14 protein-coding genes are annotated in these 15,084 nt (G+C 37.4%); 3 read left to right on the top strand and 11 right to left on the bottom strand.

Translation table 11 applies throughout. The features are described from left to right. Positions 1-368 precede the first annotated feature (368 nt). The 3 genes from N9R04_RS00380 to N9R04_RS00390 form a co-directional block, all read right to left on the bottom strand. Positions 369-3,470: an efflux RND transporter permease subunit gene (locus tag N9R04_RS00380; protein WP_262853509.1), complete on the bottom strand. Its 3,102-nt coding sequence runs from the start codon at positions 3,468-3,470 to the stop codon at positions 369-371. Between the two features lie 726 nt (positions 3,471-4,196). Further along, positions 4,197-5,453 (bottom strand): lipid II:glycine glycyltransferase FemX, encoded by a 1,257-nt coding sequence (locus N9R04_RS00385; protein WP_262853511.1) that lies wholly within the window; start codon positions 5,451-5,453, stop codon positions 4,197-4,199. A gap of 372 nt (positions 5,454-5,825) precedes the next feature. Beyond that, complete coding sequence (locus tag N9R04_RS00390) at positions 5,826-6,575, bottom strand: VOC family protein (RefSeq protein WP_262853512.1); 750 nt, start codon at positions 6,573-6,575, stop codon at positions 5,826-5,828. A 189-nt stretch (positions 6,576-6,764) separates the two neighbouring features. Here N9R04_RS00390 and N9R04_RS00395 point away from each other — a divergent pair, with 189 nt between their 5' ends. Continuing rightward, entirely contained in the window at positions 6,765-7,199 is a 435-nt protein-coding gene (locus N9R04_RS00395; RefSeq protein ID WP_262853513.1) for a MarR family winged helix-turn-helix transcriptional regulator, read from the top strand. Positions 7,200-7,202: 3 nt separating this feature from the next. Beyond that, positions 7,203-8,405, top strand: coding sequence for an MFS transporter (locus N9R04_RS00400; RefSeq protein WP_262853515.1), 1,203 nt, complete (start codon positions 7,203-7,205; stop codon positions 8,403-8,405). Positions 8,406-8,677: 272 nt separating this feature from the next. Here N9R04_RS00400 and moaA read toward each other — a convergent pair whose 3' ends face one another. From moaA to N9R04_RS00430, 6 genes are read right to left on the bottom strand one after another with little or no spacing between them, the layout of a single operon-like run. Then, the gene (moaA, locus tag N9R04_RS00405; RefSeq protein WP_262853516.1) at positions 8,678-9,700 is read right to left on the bottom strand and encodes a GTP 3',8-cyclase MoaA; all 1,023 of its coding nucleotides are present in this window, start codon (positions 9,698-9,700) and stop codon (positions 8,678-8,680) included. A 15-nt stretch (positions 9,701-9,715) separates the two neighbouring features. Next, positions 9,716-10,318: a molybdenum cofactor guanylyltransferase MobA gene (gene mobA / locus N9R04_RS00410; protein WP_262853518.1), complete on the bottom strand. Its 603-nt coding sequence runs from the start codon at positions 10,316-10,318 to the stop codon at positions 9,716-9,718. A 3-nt stretch (positions 10,319-10,321) separates the two neighbouring features. Beyond that, positions 10,322-10,555, bottom strand: a complete 234-nt coding sequence (moaD, locus tag N9R04_RS00415; RefSeq protein ID WP_262853520.1) for a molybdopterin converting factor subunit 1 — start codon at positions 10,553-10,555, stop codon at positions 10,322-10,324. Next, positions 10,552-11,004, bottom strand: coding sequence for a molybdenum cofactor biosynthesis protein MoaE (locus N9R04_RS00420; RefSeq protein ID WP_262853521.1), 453 nt, complete (start codon positions 11,002-11,004; stop codon positions 10,552-10,554). The genes moaD and N9R04_RS00420 overlap by 4 nt, the downstream gene beginning before the upstream one ends. Continuing rightward, complete coding sequence (mobB, locus tag N9R04_RS00425) at positions 11,005-11,475, bottom strand: molybdopterin-guanine dinucleotide biosynthesis protein B (protein WP_262853522.1); 471 nt, start codon at positions 11,473-11,475, stop codon at positions 11,005-11,007. Next, complete coding sequence (locus tag N9R04_RS00430) at positions 11,472-12,731, bottom strand: molybdopterin molybdotransferase MoeA (protein WP_262853524.1); 1,260 nt, start codon at positions 12,729-12,731, stop codon at positions 11,472-11,474. The genes mobB and N9R04_RS00430 overlap by 4 nt, the downstream gene beginning before the upstream one ends. Before the next feature lie 62 nt (positions 12,732-12,793). On the opposite strand from N9R04_RS00430, the gene moaC reads away from it, so the two are divergent. Continuing rightward, complete coding sequence (moaC, locus tag N9R04_RS00435; protein WP_262853525.1) at positions 12,794-13,297, top strand: cyclic pyranopterin monophosphate synthase MoaC; 504 nt, start codon at positions 12,794-12,796, stop codon at positions 13,295-13,297. A gap of 60 nt (positions 13,298-13,357) precedes the next feature. Here the strand turns inward: moaC and N9R04_RS00440 are convergent, their stop codons facing one another. After that, positions 13,358-13,879, bottom strand: coding sequence for a MogA/MoaB family molybdenum cofactor biosynthesis protein (locus tag N9R04_RS00440; RefSeq protein WP_262853526.1), 522 nt, complete (start codon positions 13,877-13,879; stop codon positions 13,358-13,360). A gap of 36 nt (positions 13,880-13,915) precedes the next feature. After that, complete coding sequence (locus tag N9R04_RS00445) at positions 13,916-14,917, bottom strand: ThiF family adenylyltransferase (protein ID WP_262853528.1); 1,002 nt, start codon at positions 14,915-14,917, stop codon at positions 13,916-13,918. Positions 14,918-15,084: the final 167 nt, after the last annotated feature.

Here is a 15,084-nt window from a genome sequence, read left to right on the forward strand (position 1 = left end):
CTCGTATTGTAATGTGATTAAACCGGCTCAAAAATAATGGCTAAACGCTACTCAACTAGAGGTCGGTACATAAGCGTTGAGAATTTAAGCAGAGACGAACGGTATGCAAAACTGTGGTCCAAACTTTGTCGACAATCCTGCTTTTAAGACGCCGTTCTTCAGTTGTCTAGAGCACATAAACTTTATGGCTCAACCTCTTGAATTCTCAATTTACAAATTTATGCCTCTTGAAATTTCTAGTTACCGTTTCGAGTTAGGACGTAAACCCTATAAAAAAGAGGGGAGCGGGACAAAAATCTAATTAGATTTCTGTCCCGCTCCCTTTTCTTATTTTCTACTGCGTGTGATTGGTTTTATATCTCAAACTTCTATTTCGTCTTATTTCTGCGAACTATTTTATCTTTTAACGTAAAGAGTATCTCATAAATGACTGGCACTACGATAAGAGTGAGTAGTGTAGATGAAATAAGACCGCCTACTACGGCTGCAGCTAACCCTTTCGAAATTAAAATTGAGCTATCTTGACCAAATAAGAGAGGTATAAGTGCGCCTATCGTTGCTAAGGCTGTCATCAAGATAGGACGAATACGGGTACCTCCTGCTTCTATTAACGCCTCTTTCATTGCCATGCCTTCTTGTTGATTATTTATTACCCTATCAACTAATACAATCGCATTGGTAACGACTATTCCTATCAACATGAGCATACCTATCAATGTCGATACAGAGAACGTTTCGCCAGTTATCAGCAGTGCTATAATCACGCCGATAGCGGTATAAGGTAGAGAGAATAAGATTGTGAATGGCGCTAGAGCACCTTTGAATGTCAATACTAGAACGAGATAAACGATGATTACAGCAGCTATCATAGCAAAAGTCAATTGAGATATCGCTTCATCAATATCTTCAGATGCCCCTCCTACATCTATACTTACGCTACGTGGCTTATCTATTTTCTTCACTTGCGACAAGACGTCGCTAGAAACTCCACCAACATCTTTATTTATTGCTTTACCTGTCACTGTTGTTTGATAGTTACCTGATTCTGTTTCTAATTTATTAGGCGTCTCGCCTTTTTCTAATGTAGCAATATCACTTAGTTGAACTTCTTGACCGGTTGGAGATGGTATTTTAACTTGTTCTAATTTTTCTTTTGACCAATGACGCTCTTTATCTTTTCTTACTTTAACATTGATCGAATGGCCGTTTTCTTTCACGCTCGTAATTGTTTCCTCAGGCGCATTCTCATTTAAAGCTAAAGCTAATTGCTTCGCTTTGATACCTTTATTTGCTGCCTTATTATGATCTACGTGGATTTGGTATTCTTGGTACGTTTGGGTCAAATCAGATTTCACGTTAGTTAAAGCACTATTCTTCTTCATGAGATGCTCTACTTTTTTAGCAGTATCATTAATTTCACCTAACGTTTCCCCTTGGACCTTTACTTTAATCGTATTATTGTCACCGCCAGTACCTAAATCTTGATTATTCCAGCTACCGGGGTGTTTAAATTTATCCACATGATGTAGTACTTTGTCTGGTTCTTCATCAAAGTTAGGTGTGTTTTTATCATATTCAACCATTAACGCTAAATTGTTTGTGTTTCCAGTCGGATCTTGAGGCGAAGCACCACCTACTGAATACTGTACAGTTTTAACTTTGCTTTTGCCATTAAGGTATTTTTGCACTTGTTCAGCATGGTCGAGCACACTCTTTTCGGTTTCACCTGGCTCAGGCTTATAAGTTAATGCAAGATACTTATCTTCACCAGTAGATATGAAACTAGTTCCGATACGTGTTCCACCTATGACTATGGTAAAGAATAAAATGACGGTACTGATGATAATAACTATCCATTTATGATTCAGTGACCAATGTAATATTTTGCGATAGCTCGTGCTTAAAGTCCCTAATGAATTGTTGACACTTCTCTTTCGAATACCTCTTTTAAACAATGTCGAACCTAAAGCAGGCACAATCGTTATAGAGACGAGTAGTGATGCTAATAAACTAAATGTAATTGCTAAAGCGAACGGTCTGAACATCTCACCTACTGATCCTTGGATAAATGCTAGTGGTAAGAATACGACTATCGTCACTATCGTTGACGACATAATAGGTTTAAAGACTTCTTTCGTAGCTGATACTATCAGTGACTCTCCAGCCTCTTTTTCTGCTGAATTGGATAATCTCCGGTAAATGTTCTCTATGACTACGATTGAGTCATCAATAACACGACCGATAGCTACCGTTAACGCACCAAGCGTCAAAATGTTTAACGAGATGTCGCATAGTTTCATAGCAATTAAAGCGATTAGAATCGACATCGGTATAGAGACGATAGATATTGCGGTAGTTCGAATATTTCTTAAGAACAACAGGATGATAATAATAGCCACAATTGTACCAAGTGCTGCTTTTTCTACCATTGTATAAATTGAATCTTCAATAGGTTTAGCTGTATCCATCACTTTAGTAGCCTTTAGCCCTGGGTTCTTCTTAGTGAATTGGTTTATTTCCTTACGTACATTAGATGCGACTTGCACTGCATTTGCATCTTGAGCTTTAGTCACTTGCACATTAACAGCGTCTTTACCATTTGTCTTCGAAATTGACTCTCTGACATTACCTTCAGTCACATCAGCTATGTCGGTTAACCTAACAGTAGGTTCACCCTTTTTAGTACGTTGCTTTTGACTTCCCTCACTATCGGAATTCTTACTTACTGAGAGTGGAATTTCGAGATTCTTTAATGCGCTTAGAGAACGGAAATGGCCATCTAACACGATGGACTTTTCTTTATCTTTAAATTGGAACAAACCGAGTGGTGATTGGTCAGACGAATCTTTTATGTAATCTTGAACACTCTGTTGATCTAGCCCTTTTTCTTGTAGCGCTTTTTTATTAAATTTAATACCTATTTCTTTAGATGTTTGACCGTTAGTTTGAGCATTTTGCACACCGCTCACAGTCTGCAATTTAGGTATGAGATTATTTTTTACCTTTTTAGTTACATTATTTAGATTATTATCTTTATCTGTAAAAGAATAGGCAACCACAGGGAAAGTATTAACGTTATTTCTAACTAGATCGGGCTCTTCTACGGCTTTTTTAAATTTAATCTTGTCAATTTCTTTTTTAAGATCATTTTCAGCTTTATCCATGTCCGTACCTCTATTGTACTTTACAGTAACCATTGAGGCGTTCGCCATCGATTGTGAACTGACATTTGAAACTTTAGCCATGGATCTTACTTGCTCATCAATCTTATCACTAATGTCGGATTTAACTGTCTCAGGAGTGGCCCCTTGCTCTACAGTTTGAACTGTGATCGTAGGCTCTTCAATATCTGGGATAAGTTCGAGTTTCATCTTTGAGGCAGAGTAAATCCCACCAAGAATGACGAGCAATACCATCAGGAATATTGCGAATTTATTCCCGAGTGAAAATTGTAAAAGCTTTTTTATCATTCTTATGATAACCTCCATTAAATATTGTTAATTAAAATTTACCATATCTTTACAAACTATAGAATAGCTTAACTATAAAAGATTTAAATAAATCGTAAAAATTTGATAAGTGAAATCGGAATTAAATATATCTTATTAAGATTGTTTAACATATAAGTATTAGAAAAGGGTTTCTTTAATTAACACTGGATGCATTGTTTGCGAAATGATTTAAACATTAAAAAAGGTGAGTCAGTAAGAAGTATTGTGATACTAATGATAGAGATCAATGAGGAGAAGGATCGATTGAAAATTGGACATAACTGACATATAGCGGTAAATACTCATCTTGATTTGTCTTACTGTAGTCTTCAATGTTTAACGCTAACAAAGTACGCACGCCTTTTCATAATTTGATCCAACATACTTTGAGCGACATTCGACCTGAGATAGTTGGTGATACGTGCTATGATAATGAGCAAACAACATGTTGATCACCGTTGATTTCAATCGAACACTATAATTACTGTCGGTATGTTTCTAGTAGGTAAAATGAAAATTAAGAGTTGTCTTTGTAAATTCCTATATAAGAGCATGAGGTCGGACATAAAGTATCTGTGCTATGGTAAACGATTAACAGCGTCCCAATAGTAGGAGTATCGACAGAATCACTCACGATTCAGGAGCGGGACAGAAATCTAATTTGAATAAAACGATCTCTGTCCCGCTCCCTTTATATATACATAGTTATGACTTATTTTTTCTTAATTTACGTGAAATCTTAATCTTAGCATTTGTCAACTTCGGTTTAAGATTTTCGATAGCGAGATATAAAGGCTTATTTAATACATAGTCAAACTCACCTATCTTCTCGCTTAAATAAGTGCCCCAAGACTTCTTGAAAGCCCACAATCCATAGTGGTCGGAATGTTTATCTGGATTATTATCTGTCCCACCGAAGTCATACGTCGTTGCGCCGTGCTCTCTAGCATACTGCATCATGGCAAATTGCATGTGATGGTTGGGTAAGAAATCACGATAATCGTTAGAAGAAGCACCGTATAAATAATATGATTTTTTACCACAGAACATAAGCAATGCTCCAGATAAATAGATACCCTCAGGATGAGTACTCTCTAACTCTTTCATGTCATTGTACAATGCTTCTGTCTTAGCTGTCTTGTTCTCGTTATCATTAAGCTTATTTAACGTTTTCTTATCTTGCTTCTTATCTTTTAACTTAGCACGTTCAGCATGTAGTTTGTCTAATGACATTGCTAACTCTTGAGAAACGAATTTAGGCTCAAGTTTGACTAAGAACAACTCAGCATCGCCATCCGGGTGAAGCGCATCATAAATATTCTCAAAGTAACTCACATCGCGAGTGAGAAAACCATCTCTTTCGCCTGTGATCTTCATCAGATGAGCAAAGGTCTTTAACCCCTCTCTACCAGACCGTTCTACTTTAGTCCCCCGCTTCAAAGAAGTACGAACTTTAGAACGATTGCGACGTTCAAAGCTTTGGATTAACTCTTTATCTGATTGATCGATAGGAGTAATCATCGTCATTCGCGGTTGTATGTAATCTTTAGATAAGCCTTCTTTAAAACCTTTGTGTTTGAACCCTAATGTTTTTAAATGACGTAACGCTTCAGTCCCGTTGCTTACTTCTACATCCGGGTCTATCTTTATAGCATAAGATTTTTCTCCTTTAGCAACTTGAATTGCTTCATCACGAAGCGCTTTCAAAGCTGCTTGATTTGTATAGTCTGTGACAAACCCTCGAGAAATGTAACATAAAGTATAAGGTAGTTTAGGAACCTTTTTAAATAACAGTTGACCTACGCCTTTGATTTTCCCATCTTCACCAACCGCTATACGCTTCGAATACCAACCCGTGAGCTTTTTAGTTTCACCCCATTTCGTAAGTTGGAGCAAATCGCCATTCGGATGAGATTTAACGAAATCATCATGTTCTTGATCTGTGATATTCATTCTTTCCATTTATTTGAAATTCTCCTTTTTATACCAGTTCTCTTATTGTACTTACAAAAGTATTACCTTTCACCTTCGAGGAAACGTTTTGTTATCATTGAACTATCTAGTTGAAAGTGTGGTTTTTATGCGCAATATCTTACTCATGATTATATTAATTACTAATTTATTTTTCATTATTTACGCTTTATCTTATACGCTAACAGTTAATAACTTCAGTCTTAAAGTAATCCTCGTTGCATTTTCTCTAATTATTTCTGTTCTATTTATGTTATTACCAAAGTCTCGATGGAATACTACTTTAAGCATTCTCACTTGTCTAGTGGTTCTAGTCCACATAGCAATACTTGTGCACAGCACTTACATTTATATGTACCTAAACTAAATAAAGCGGTATTCTGCCCCACGTATATTAAAGGAGTAAGATGAAGTTGTCTCATCATCTTCGATAACGATCGATTTGTACGATGATTGATCACCATCGAAGATACGGTAAACCACTTCATCATCTAGTTTAAGTTCTGTAAACTCCTCATTATCTCGACAAATAGCCATATTGTACCATTTTTGCCAGTTCTCTACTGTTTTATGCCGATTCTTACTTTCAATATTTATTGAGCCGAGAGTGAAATGATTTTGTCTAAGAGGGCTCAATGCCTCTTCCCTTTCTCGTTGAGGTTCATCCCATTGAATAAAAAATGGCGGTTTAACACAATAATCAAACTCTGCAATGTATAATAATTTCCACGTTTTGCGTTTACCTTTTTTATTCTCTCTTTCCATAGATATTGGACCTATGACATTAACTCCTAATTGTTCCAAGCGCGCTTTTTCATTTTCGATGTCATTCGTTTCAAACGCTATTGTTTTAAATCCTTGACTGAAGCCATCTTGAACTATTTTAGATGGAAAGGAGACTCTGCCCTCTTCGGATTTAACTATTTTCTGCAATTGCTCTATTTTATAAATATCTAACAATTCTACGTAAGCATTCTTTAAGTAAACTAAACGGTTATGCGTACCCAGTTTTTCATGTTTTCCTCCTGGATGAATCTTTAATATATCGCCAGGGAAATTAAAGTGTTCAATATTTTTAACGTAATGAATGATATGATCTAATTTTAGAGACATAATTTTTCCTCACTTCTTCTCACTTCCGTTAAATACCATCATAACAAATTATCACCTTCATTTCTTCAAACTCAATCATTCTGTTTTTTAAATATAGCTATTGAAAAAAGTAGTAGAAAGACTTACAATAGAAATCGCTGATTAAAGTTAGCGAAGCTAACTATTTTTAAATATGTGAGGATAGAGAATATGGAAACAAATCGTTTATTTAACAGTATAACTGCTATATACAGACCGTACGTTAAACTCTGTAGACCCATCTTTGAAGCACACGATCTATACAATGGACAATGGCTAGTTCTTAAAGACATCGCCTTTCATCAACCGACAACGCTCGTTCAAATATCAACTCGTCGAGCAATTGAGAAACCCACTACCAGAAAGATTCTTAAAGTGCTTTCAGATAAACAATTGCTAGAAATATCTCAAGGTACAGATCGCCGGCAAAAGTGGCTTACTTTATCCCACCAAGGGAAACAATTATTTAATCAAATTTACGATGAAGTTACAAAGGTTCAGAATCACTTGATTGATACTACTAATCTTTCGCAGGAGGAAATAGACATCACTTTAAACACGTTAACGACAATCTATGAACAAATAGTACAAACAGAGGAGGAATAATCCGTGGGACATACAGAGACAACTAAAACGCCCATATGGACTAAAAGCTTTAACATTAATTTTCTGACTAACTTTCTAGTATACTTAAGTATGTATTTACTCATCGTACTTATTGCTAGTTATACTACAACTACTTATAACGCATCAGCAAGTATAGCTGGCTTGGTAACTGGGTTATTCATCATCGGCTCTTTGATCGGCCGCTTTACTACTGGTAAATATGTTAACCAACTTGGACCAAAGAAAATACTTATCTGCGGTTTGATTTTTCTCATTATTACTCAACTTTGTTACTTTATCGAAGGGTCACTTCTCTTCTTAATGTTTACACGACTGATCAACGGGATTGCAACAGGCATCATCACTACCGCAACCGGTACTATCGCAGCTTATGTCACCCCGCCTGAACGCAAGAGTGAAGGTATTAGCATGTTCTCATTGAGCTTAGTCATTGGTACTGCAATCGGTCCATTTTTCGGTCTATTTTTATCAAACATATATCCTATTGAAGTCCTATTTGGACTTTGTTTGGCCTGTGGCATCATTAGCCTTATCACTTCCCTCTTTATAAAAGTTCAATTTGAAACAACTTCTAAAGAACAACATTCATCCCTAGAAAAAAGTAAAGGCTTTGATTTAAGTAACTACTTGGCTAAAGAAGCTGTACCAGTAGCTATACTTATGGTGTTATCAGGGCTTACTTACTCTTCCATCTTATCGTTTATCAAAGATTATGCAGAGGAAATCAATTTAGTAACAGTGTCTAGTTATTTCTTTATCTTCTATGCGCTCTCTTCATTATTTACCCGACCACTAGCAGGTCGCTTAATGGATAATCGTAATGAGAACGTCGTTGCTTATCCTTCATTTATATTTTTAATACTCACATTTGTTTGTCTCTACTTCACTTCTAGTAGCTGGTTAATGGTAGTAGCAGGCCTATGCCTCGGTGCTGGTTACGGTACAATATCATCAATCATGCAAGCAGTAGCAATCAAAGTCTCTCCACCAGCTAAATACGGGGTAGCCACGTCCACCTATTTCATCGGACTCGATTTAGGTATTGGTTTAGGACCCTATCTACTCGGCTTCCTAATTAACTCGTTATCCTATGCTTCACTTTATGGACTGATGGCCATCGTCGCCCTCATCACAATGGTGCTTTACTACCTCTTTCATGGTCGGAAAGTTAAAGAATCTTATTAAAGAGGTTTAAACTTTTAGAGGCTGGGACATAAAGGTCTTTGAATAGAGGGAAAGAGGCTGGGACATCATATAATGTCTCAGCCTCTTCAACATCTCGGCAGTAGATGACTGATTTGAAAAATGCGCTTGTACCAAGCTTTTTCAATTCTAGTCATCATTGCCGGGGCGGGACTACGAAATCCTTTTATTCAAATTAGATTTCTGTGCCGCTCCCTTATTCGATTTAAGTGCGTTTAATACATTGAATTATTGTCAGCAACAGTCTGTCGTTCTTAACCGCCGATATAATTCATATTTATCTTCTTCCGCTTTCGATTCACTACTGTTTGTTCGGTACGTTCATCTGAATATCGATTATTTCTAACACGCCACAGTGCTCTAAATTGACGTTCTAATTCTTCATCAGTCGCGCCATTCCTCAATAAGGCTTTCACATCGAAACCATCAACTTCACTGAAGAGACACCCGTAGAACTTTCCATCAGAAGAGAGACGAGCTCTAGTACAAGTAGAGCAGAATGATTCTGAAACACTAGTGATGAGACCGAACAGAGCCCCATTATCTTTATGGCGATAATATTTAGCAACTTCACCATAATACTTCGGTCGCACCGGCATGATATTAAATTCTTGTTCAATCACTTCTAACATTTCGTCTTTAGAAACGACTTTGCTGAAATCCCAACCATTATCATTTCCTACATCCATAAATTCGATAAATCTTACCGTGATATTTTTCTCTTTAAAATACCGAACCATAGGTATGATTTGATCATCATTAACCCCTTTTTGAATCACTACATTGACTTTGACTTTGAATCCTATTGAGCAAGCATAATCAATTTGTTGTAAAATGGTCGAGGCTTTAATATCTCGGTTATTAATTGCTTGGAATACTTCATCGTCAATAGCATCTAAGCTGACATTAATTCTTCTCAGTCCTGCATCATATAGTTTTTGACCGTGTTTTTTTAGTAATAGACCGTTTGTAGTTAGCCCAATATCTTCTATACCATCAATCTCATTCAATCTCGCTATGAGTTGATAGAGGTTTCTACGTAGCAATGGCTCCCCACCTGTAATTCGCACTTTTTTAACACCTAAAAGAGTATAAACTCTAGTAATACGTTCCATCTCTTCAAATGTGAGCAACTCATCCTTAGGGAGGAAGACGTAATCATCACCAAATATTTCTTTAGGCATACAATAATCACAGCGGAAATTACAGCGATCAGTAACTGATAATCTCAAATCCCGAATCGGTCTCCCTAATTTATCAGTGATTTGGTCAACCATAATGTTGCCCCCCTATTAAACATTCAAAATTTCATTTAAACGCTCTAGATCTTTTGGATAGTTGATATTCATATACCAATATGACGGTACCGGAACATTTGAAACGTCAACCCAATAACTACGAACTTGATTGTATAGATGCCGCATGCTTAAATCATTAGACTCAAGCACGTGTTGCAGTTGAGTTTTAACCGAGTCTGAATAAAAAGCTAATGTAGGAATACAGTGTTGCTGCTCCTGATATCCTACCATATCAGCCGATGTAGCAATTTGGTAATCCTTATATTGTTCAAATAAATAGGCAATGGCTCCTGTAGTCACCATAGGCGTGTCGACAGAAACTACAAAATACAAATCAGTTTGATAAGTGCACATGACGGAATAAATGCCAGCTAAAGGCCCTTTGTCTTTACAGTCATCTACATCAACCACGACATGTTTATAATTGAATTGATCGTAGAGATCCTCATTCGTACTGATAACGATCTCGTCAAAGAGAGCCGTTTCATTTAGAGTTTCAATGAGTTTCAGATAAAAGGGCTTCCCTTGGATTTCTGCAAAAGCTTTTGGGCGCCCGAAACGCTCAGAGTGTCCGCCTGCAAGTATGATTGCAATCATGGTTTAACCACCGCTCACAGGTGGGATAAGCGCTACGGTATCACCCTGTTGAATCACGTCATCATTAGTAACGAACTCTTCGTTTACTGCCACTTGAAAGGCTTTATCTTTGATCGCTGGATGACGTTGAAAAAGATCACTTTTAAAATCTTCTACTGTTAAATCATAACTTAAATCGATGTCTTCCTGTTCTAACTGCAGCGTCTCTTTGAGTTCTGCAAAGTAAAGAATTCTCAATCTTTATCACCCCTTGTAGCATCGCTATGATATCCTCTTTGGTGCCCTTGCCATTCAGCACCATCTTCCCAAATTTCTTTCTTCCAAATAGGCACGATTTCTTTGATTCGATCGATAGCATATTCATTAGCCCGATAGGCATCTTGACGATGAGGTGACGACACGCTAATTAAAACAGCGATATCGGAAATTTGCAGAGCGCCTATACGATGGACTATTGAAACAATCGTACCAGGCCATTTACGACTGATTTCCTCTCCGATTTGCTGTAATTTCTTCTCAGCCATAGGTATATATGCTTCATACTCTAAATGCTCTGTCTTGACGCCCTTTGTCCACTCACGCACATGTCCGGTAAAAACAACTACAGCCCCTTGATAAGGCGTAACTACAAAGTCACGGTATTGCTCCGTGTCAATCGGTTCATTTACAATTTCAAATTGTTTCATCTATATTAATCCCTCTAGTTCTCTATCAAGCCATTTATTAAATTCCTCTAAATGATTAGCATCATTGCTATTTAATCTAAAAATAATTTGATTAAGCTGACTTAACTGTCTCAGTTCTTCTTGCGTGCTATAAACAATAATCTTAGGATAATTTGCTTGTTTAAATCCTTCTACTACTATGAGTTGATTATCTATTGTAACAGACTCATCGATAATATCTGAAAGATTCTGTTTACGCGTACGTGTAACGGTTTGTTGGTAAGCAGTTCCTTGAACGATACTCTGATCTGCGCCGGCTCTAAAATGTTTCATATGGTCGACCTGATGATCTTGTAAAGTGATATCTTCACCCTGATGACCATGATGTTTAATCGTCACTACAGTGAGCCCTCTCTTTTTCGCTTGCTTAACAATGTACTCAACTAACGTCGTTTTCCCAGAGTCCTTATATCCAACAACTTGCATAATCATATATTAAATTCCTCTTCAAATGCTTGCGATTCAGTAAGTATAACGTTAACTTGATAACCTTTCTTGTAACCTCGTGTGCCCTTAGGAAGGATGATCATCGCATTGCTATGCGCAATCGAAACGACTGCGCCAGATTTATTAAATCCAGCAGGAGAGACAGTCATCTGCTGACCGTCGAACGTAGCTATTCCTCTAATGAAACGAGTGAAAGGATTCGGTTTCATAAAGTCCTCCATTAAAGTAGCTTGAACGATTTGTGGATAGTATTTCTTCGCTCCCATCATCTTATACACAGCAGGTTTGACATATAATTCAAACCCAGTAAAGCATGCTGACGGATTGCCCGACAATCCAAATAAATACTGACCATTAGCTACAGCTACCGTCGTGACACTACCAGGTCTCATAGCTATCTTATTAAATAATATAGTAGCGTTGATGGCTTTATATATCTCCGGCAAATAGTCATAATCACCTACTGATACACCTCCAGTAGTTATGACGATATGATGTGTTTCTAATGCCTTGTTCACCGCTTCAATACTGCTTTCTAAATCATCTTGCTGTATGTGGTAACTTTCTACCTCAATGCCCATTTTCTGACATAATGACGCTAACATCGGACCGTTTGAATTACGAATCTTACCTTCTTCTAGGTCATCTCCCACCTCTAATAATTCACTACCAGTAGCGATAATACCGATGCTAGGCTTAATATAAACGGGGACTTTAGTATAACCATAAGTGGCTAATACAGCTATAGCACCTGGATTGACGACTTGACCTTTCTCTAGTACAACATCGCCAGTTTGAGTTTCCTCACCTTTTTTAGCTATATTATCCCCTGGTTTAAAAGGCTTACGTATAGTAAATGTATCTTGATCTTCTACTGTTTGTTCAAGCATTACGACGGCATCAGCACCCTCAGGTATTTGAGCACCAGTCATGATTCTAACCGCTTCAAACTCTCCTACCACCTTTGAAGACACAGAACCTGCACCAATATGGTCGATAACCTTAAATTCAATTCGACGCTCTCCACTTGCTTCTAGTGTATCTTTGGAGCGTAGAGCATAACCATCATATGGAGACTTGTCAAAACGAGGTATTTCATAAGTAGCTACGATATCCTCTGCTAAAATGTATCCTGTTGATTGATCTAAATCAACTTCAGTGGTACCTAACAGAATATCTTGCTTTATTACACGGTTTACCGCTTCACGCACAGGTATAGGCGTTCTCTTTTCAACTGGCATGAACATCAGCTCCTTTAACTTTATTTATACATGCTATACTATATTTATCTAGGAGGGTTATAATGACTGACTTTACTCATATTAATGATCAAGGCAATGCTAAAATGGTCGATGTCTCAAGCAAAGACATTACAAAAAGGACAGCTAAAGCACATTCAAGTATCACCGTAAACCAAGCGATATACGACCAGATCGTTCACCATACTAATGCGAAGGGAAACGTATTAAACACCGCTCAAGTAGCTGGTATTATGGCAGCTAAAAACACCTCAAATATTATCCCTATGTGCCATCCGTTACCGCTTACTGGCATTGACATTCATTTTGAATGGGAGACGACAACTTCTAAACCATCTCATTATCATTATATACTTCACATCACAGCAACCGTTTCTACCACTGGGAAGACTGGAGTTGAAATGGAAGCTCTCACTGCTGCATCAGCTACCGCCTTAACTATTTATGATATGACCAAAGCCATCGATAAAGGTATGATTATTGGCGAGACTTACCTAGAATCGAAGACAGGTGGGAAATCTGGCGAATATCATCGCTCATCTCATTGATGTTTATAAAAGGAGCCCAGATCATGTAAGATAATTTACGTGCTGGGCTATTGTTATATACTACTTATTATCTTTTACCACTTCTGAGATTAAATGATTTAATTCTGGTTTGATTAACTTCTCCATAGCAAGTCTCACTGCCCCGGTAGAACCTGGCAAGCAAAATACAATCTGTTGACCACTTTTTCCTATCGTGCCTGCTACCGCTCTTGAAAGCATAGCCTTCGAGCCAATATCTTCTTCATAACTCAAATATCTAAATAATTCACCAAAACCTTCTATTTCTTTGAACAACAAGGGTTTTATTGCTTCAATTGTAACGTCTTTTTTAGCTATGCCGGTGCCGCCAGTAGTAATAATTACATCTATATCTGTATCTTCCCATTGTTGAACTTGTGTTCTGATAGCTACTTCATCATCTTTAACTATTTGATAGTGCTTCTTTCTAACTCTAACATCGCTCGTAGCTAATAAATCTAGTATGTGCTTCCCGCCTTTATCTGTTTCGTAATCGCGAGTATCTGAAACAGTTAAGACAGCACATTCAATCGTTCTGTTCAACTTCTCATGTGCATGACTCATCCTATGAACCTCCTCATTGCAACTTCTGTATTTAATTTACCCAAATAACTGATTGATTAAGGATATGGCGTCTTCAGTCTGTGACATATTGTGAATGAGCAGCCGTCCAGTATTGAAACTAACAATGCGATGGCCTTTAAATTGAAAGCGAATAATGAAATCATTCTTTTTATAATTAATCTGTTTCGATTGCAGAAAGGTTTCCAGCATTTCCTGGGAAATACTATTATTATTGTATTGCACGGTATCTCTGCCACATAAGGTTGCGTATTGACGCTCATTTCGATTGAGATATGGATAAGTAGGTGCGCTCCCACATGTAGGGCATTGATGACGAGACATCTTACTAAAACCGATACGTTGATGTGAGCCACTCCAAATATCCCCATATATCATGTTGGTCGACATTGGTTGTTGAGTGAGAACTTTTAAAGCATCACTTACTTGCAAACTAGCAGTCATAGTCACAGCGGGTTGAATGACTCCCACTGTGTCACAAGTCATAGTAATAGCTTGTAAATTGCGCATCATACAATTAAAGCAAGGCGTTTGTCCAGGTAGAAAAGGAGCTTCAACGTAAGTACTCTGTACAACTCCCCCGTATATCCATGGCAGTCCCTTAGAATAAGCGTAATCATTGATGAGTAGACGTGTTTCAAAGTTATCCGTGGCATCTATAATGAGATCGATTGAGGGACGACATTGTTCTAAAAAGTAACGGTCAACATGAGCGATATGACTATGAAGTTGAACTGACTGGTTTATTGCATGTAAGTGTTTTTGAGCAGCGACCGCCTTAGGTAGTACAGCCTCCGCATCCTCTTCTGTAAATAGTGTTTGGCGTTGAAGATTACTCAATTCAATGTAATCTCTATCAACGATCGTTAATTCCCCTACTCCTGAGCGTGTTAGTCCTTCAGCAACATGTGTGCCTAGAGCGCCCATACCAATGATTAACACGTGAGAAGTCGATAATAAATGTTGCCCTTTCTCACCAATATCTTTAAAAAGCACTTGTCTCGAAAAACGCTCATTCATGAAGCATAATTCCTTTCTATATTAAAAGCTTACTCTCCCTATTATAATTTGATAGTATGACGGTCACAACGATTTGACTTGATCTTGAACTATCTAAGATAAAGATTAGATTTGTTTAATTCAAATTTAATCAATTTTACAAAAGCAATATATATTGAAGGTGGTTC

The sequence above is a fragment of the Staphylococcus marylandisciuri genome (genome assembly GCF_025519785.1).
GTDB classification, from domain to species: Bacteria; Bacillota; Bacilli; order Staphylococcales; family Staphylococcaceae; genus Staphylococcus; species Staphylococcus marylandisciuri.

Bases quoted from the DNA above. Each gene is read 5' to 3' on its own strand.
- N9R04_RS00390 (WP_262853512.1), bottom strand. From the start codon at position 6,575: ATGTCTCTAAAATTAGATCATATCATTCATTACGTTAAAAATATTGAA.
- N9R04_RS00380 (WP_262853509.1), bottom strand. From the start codon at position 3,470: ATGATAAAAAAGCTTTTACAATTTTCACTCGGGAATAAATTCGCAATA.
- mobB (WP_262853522.1), bottom strand. From the start codon at position 11,475: ATGATTATGCAAGTTGTTGGATATAAGGACTCTGGGAAAACGACGTTA.
- N9R04_RS00440 (WP_262853526.1), bottom strand. From the start codon at position 13,879: ATGAGTCATGCACATGAGAAGTTGAACAGAACGATTGAATGTGCTGTC.
- mobA (WP_262853518.1), bottom strand. From the start codon at position 10,318: ATGATTGCAATCATACTTGCAGGCGGACACTCTGAGCGTTTCGGGCGC.
- moaA (WP_262853516.1), bottom strand. From the start codon at position 9,700: ATGGTTGACCAAATCACTGATAAATTAGGGAGACCGATTCGGGATTTG.
- N9R04_RS00395 (WP_262853513.1), top strand. From the start codon at position 6,765: ATGGAAACAAATCGTTTATTTAACAGTATAACTGCTATATACAGACCG.
- N9R04_RS00430 (WP_262853524.1), bottom strand. From the start codon at position 12,731: ATGCCAGTTGAAAAGAGAACGCCTATACCTGTGCGTGAAGCGGTAAAC.
- N9R04_RS00385 (WP_262853511.1), bottom strand. From the start codon at position 5,453: ATGGAAAGAATGAATATCACAGATCAAGAACATGATGATTTCGTTAAA.
- N9R04_RS00445 (WP_262853528.1), bottom strand. From the start codon at position 14,917: ATGAATGAGCGTTTTTCGAGACAAGTGCTTTTTAAAGATATTGGTGAG.
- moaC (WP_262853525.1), top strand. From the start codon at position 12,794: ATGACTGACTTTACTCATATTAATGATCAAGGCAATGCTAAAATGGTC.
- N9R04_RS00420 (WP_262853521.1), bottom strand. From the start codon at position 11,004: ATGAAACAATTTGAAATTGTAAATGAACCGATTGACACGGAGCAATAC.